This is a genomic window from Bradyrhizobium sp., from assembly GCF_049581145.1.
Taxonomy (GTDB): Bacteria; Pseudomonadota; Alphaproteobacteria; order Rhizobiales; family Xanthobacteraceae; genus Bradyrhizobium.
The window spans coordinates 1-3,634 of record NZ_JBAURI010000553.1 but is presented as its reverse complement, the minus strand read 5'-3'; the positions used below and the strand labels follow the sequence as shown (position 1 = coordinate 3,634).

Genomic DNA, 3,634 nt, shown 5'->3' with positions numbered 1-3,634 from the left:
CTGCTCCAAACCGCAGTTTGCGCACCAGTGTATCCGGTATCGCCGCCCTATGCAGCCTGGAACTAGGTTCATCAGTGTGACCGAAACGAGACCGACCGCCGAAGGCACCAGGTGTCCGGTCACGAATGCGCGAAAATGTCCTCGGCCTCAAAACCCTGCAGATCGAGCCTGGCCCGCGTCGGCAGAAAATCGAAACAGGCCTGCGCCAGCGCGAGCCTGCCCTCGCGCGCCAGCATGGCATCGAGGCGCTCGCGCAGCGCATGCAGATGCAGCACGTCGGAGGCCGCGTAGGCCAGTTGCGCCTCGCTGAGGGAAACCGCTCCCCAGTCGCTCGATTGCTGCTGCTTGGACAGGTCGACGTTGAGGACTTCGCGAACCAGATCCTTCAGGCCATGACGATCGGTATAGGTGCGCGACAGTCGCGAGGCGATCTTGGTGCAGTAGACCGGCTGCGGCATCACGCCAAAGGCGTGATACAGCATGCCAATATCGAACCGGGCGAAGTGAAAGATCTTGGTGAGCTTCGGATCGGCCAACAGCGCCTTCAGATTCGGCGCATCGCTATGCCCCTTCGGGATCTGCACCACGTCCGCGCTGCCGTCACCGTTCGACAGTTGCACCACGCAGAGCCGGTCGCGATGCGGATTGAGCCCCATGGTCTCGGTATCGATCGCCACCGAACCCGTATAACGGGAAAGATCAGGCAGGTCGCCGCGATGCAGGCGTACGGTCATGGCGTTCAAAACCTCGTCGAATCGATGGGCCTGCCGGACTGGCGCTCAACCCCGAAAGAGCCGAGCGCTGGGCGGCCTCCAAAAGCGGTCGGGAGAACGCTCAAAAACAAAAAATGGTGCCCAGGAAAGGACTCGAACCTTCACGGCCGTTAAGCCACTGGCACCTGAAGCCAGCGCGTCTACCAATTCCGCCACCTGGGCATGGGGGCGGTTAGTACGTATCGGTCGCGCGCTTGTCAAATTGATGCTGTGCGACCGAAATACGCTATACAGGCGGGGCTCGATGGCGTATCGCGAATCCGCGCATTTTTCGGATTGTTTCCCGCATTTGCCCCTAGGAAGCTGACCTCATGGCATCGAATCTGGACACCCTGGTCACGGTTTTCGGCGGATCCGGCTTTCTGGGCCGGCACGTGGTGCGAGCGCTCGCCAAGCGCGACTACCGCATCCGGGTCGCGGTGCGGCGGCCAGAACTGGCCTTCCACCTGCAGCCACTCGGCCGGGTCGGGCAAATCCACACGGTGCAGGCGAATTTGCGCTATCCCGCCTCGGTCGAGGCCGCGATGCGCGATTCTGCGGCCGCGATCAACCTGGTCGGCATTCTGGCCGAAAGCGGCGCCCAGACCTTCGATGCCGTGCAGGCCGAAGGCGCCGGCGCAGTCGCCAGGGCGGCTGCCGGCGCAGGGGCCTCGATGGTCCATGTCTCCGCGATCGGCGCCGACGAGCAGTCCGCCTCGCGCTATTCCCGCGCCAAGGCCGCCGGTGAAAAGGCGGTAAAGGCCGCGCTGCCGTCCGCCAGCATCATGCGGCCGTCGCTGGTGTTCGGCCCCGAGGATCAGTTCACCAACCGCTTCGCGGGCCTCGCCAGAATTTCGCCGGCGCTGCCGCTGATCGGCGGGGGATTGACCAAATTGCAGCCGGTCTATGTCGGCGACGTCGCGACCGCCGTCGCCGACGCGGTCGACGGCAAGGCCAAACCGGGGGCGATCTACGAACTCGGCGGCCCCGAAGTGCTGACCATGCGCGAAATCATGCAGATCATCCTGGAGATCACAGACCGCGAGCGCATGCTGATCTCATTGCCGTTCGGGCTGGCGAAGCTGCAGGCCGCGTTCCTGCAATTCGCCCCGGGCGCGTTCAAGCTGACGGCGGATCAGGTCGAACTGCTGCGCAGCGACAATGTGGTGTCGGATGTGGCAAAGGCTGCAGGACTGACCCTCGAGGGGCTCGGCATCTCGCCGGATTCGCTGGAAGCGATCGCCCCGCAATATCTCTGGCGCTTCCGTCCCGCCGGACAATTCCAGCGCAAGAACGCTTAGAGCCCCGGCCATGGGCGCGGGCAAGGGCACCGCCGCGTCAGCGGGGGATTACCTCCCCATCGCCAGCGCGACCAGGCCGAGCGTGCCGACGATCACGCGCCACCACGCGAACAGCTTGAAACCGTGGCGGGTGACATATTCCAGGAACGTCTTCACCACGACGATCGCGGTGATGAACGAGACCACGAAGCCGATGGCGATGATGCTGAGATGATCGGTCGTCATCTCGGCGCGATCCTTGTAGAAGTCGTAGGCGAAGGCGCCGATCATGGTCGGAATCGCGAGGAAGAACGAAAACTCCGCCGCCGCGCGCTTGTCGGCCCCAAGCAGCATCGCTGCCACGATGCTGGCGCCGGAGCGCGAAACGCCGGGAATCATCGCCAGGCATTGCGCGACGCCGATCCAGAGATAGGTCAAAAGCGGGAACTTGGTTGCGTCATGCTCGTGCGGATCGTGGTCGATGATGTCCACCCACAACAGGATGGCGCCGCCGACGATGAGCGCAAAACACACCACCCAGGGATTGAACAGGTGCGCCTTGATGACGCTCCCCAGGGCCCCTCCGATCACCGCAGCGGGCAGGAACGCGACCAGCAGGCCGATCACGAAGCGGCGGTCCTCGGTATTGGTGAACATGCCCAGCGCAATCCGCCAGAGCTTCGCGAAATAGATCACGACGATCGCAAGAATCGCACCGAGCTGAATCAGGACGTCAAAGCTCTTCCAGAAATCATCCTCGCCAAGATCGAAGAAACGCCCGACAAGCAGCAAATGACCGGTCGAGGACACAGGCAGAAATTCGGTGACTCCCTCGACGACGCCGAGGATCACCGCCCGCAAAGTATCTGATATCATGAGTTCGTCCGTTATGATGGATTTCGACCGAAAAGGGCGGGTCGTTCTCGCCTATTCGTCCTGCTGCCGCAATCGTTAAAATGCCCAGACGGCGGTTGTCAGGGCTGTCCGCCTGGGTCGTTTTGCGCCCTTGTTGTGCCCACTTTCGATTCAAAGACGCCGGCCTGATTTGCCCTCTGGACGACCGGGACTTAAGATTCGGCCGCCCCGCGCGAGTTGATGGTTTCTTAAACACCCCAACATATTCACGAGCTGCATGTTCACACTTTTCCAGCACCCGTTCTGCCCGCATTCGCGTTTCGTCCGCCTGACGCTCGGCGAATACGGCCTCGACGTGCAGCTCGTGGAGGAACGCCCATGGGAGCGGCGCGAGGACTTTCTGGCATTGAACCCGGCGGGCACGACGCCGGTGCTGGTCGCCGAGGGCCAAGCTGCGATTCCGGGCGCTGCAATCATCGCCGAATATATCGATGAAACGGCTGGTGCCGAGATGGGCGACCGCCGGTTGTTGCCGGCGACCATGGGCGAGCGCATCGAGGTGCGCCGCCTGATGGCGTGGTTCAATGAAAAGTTCTTCGAGGAGGCCTCGCACCCGCTGGTCACCGAGCGCATCTACAAGCGCTTCATGAGCGAGGAGAATGGCGGCGGCGCGCCGGCGGCGGAGGTGATTCGCGCGGCCAAGACCAATGTGCGCTATCATCTGGCCTATATCGGCTGGCTGGCGCA

The 3,634-nt window shown here is 62.9% G+C and carries 4 protein-coding genes and 1 tRNA gene; 2 read left to right on the top strand and 3 right to left on the bottom strand.

Annotation, left to right across the window (positions count from 1 at the left end; all coding sequences use genetic code 11):
• Positions 1-119: 119 nt before the first annotated feature.
• Together WCB02_RS18180 and WCB02_RS18175 are read right to left on the bottom strand one after the other, a co-directional pair.
• A complete protein-coding gene (locus WCB02_RS18180; protein WP_423960114.1) occupies positions 120-734 on the bottom strand; it encodes a ribonuclease D in 615 nt (204 codons plus the stop codon).
• Between the two features lie 114 nt (positions 735-848).
• Positions 849-935 (bottom strand) — tRNA-Leu (locus tag WCB02_RS18175).
• 149 nt (positions 936-1,084) lie between these two features.
• Between WCB02_RS18175 and WCB02_RS18170 the strand changes: the two genes are divergently transcribed.
• On the top strand, positions 1,085-2,053 hold the full coding sequence (locus WCB02_RS18170) for a complex I NDUFA9 subunit family protein (RefSeq protein WP_423960112.1): 969 nt from the start codon (positions 1,085-1,087) through the stop codon (positions 2,051-2,053).
• A 48-nt stretch (positions 2,054-2,101) separates the two neighbouring features.
• Here the strand turns inward: WCB02_RS18170 and WCB02_RS18165 are convergent, their stop codons facing one another.
• A complete protein-coding gene (locus WCB02_RS18165; protein ID WP_423960110.1) occupies positions 2,102-2,908 on the bottom strand; it encodes an undecaprenyl-diphosphate phosphatase in 807 nt (268 codons plus the stop codon).
• A gap of 256 nt (positions 2,909-3,164) precedes the next feature.
• On the opposite strand from WCB02_RS18165, the gene WCB02_RS18160 reads away from it, so the two are divergent.
• On the top strand, positions 3,165-3,634 hold a 470-nt coding region (locus WCB02_RS18160), incomplete at its 3' end, for a glutathione S-transferase family protein (RefSeq protein WP_423960108.1).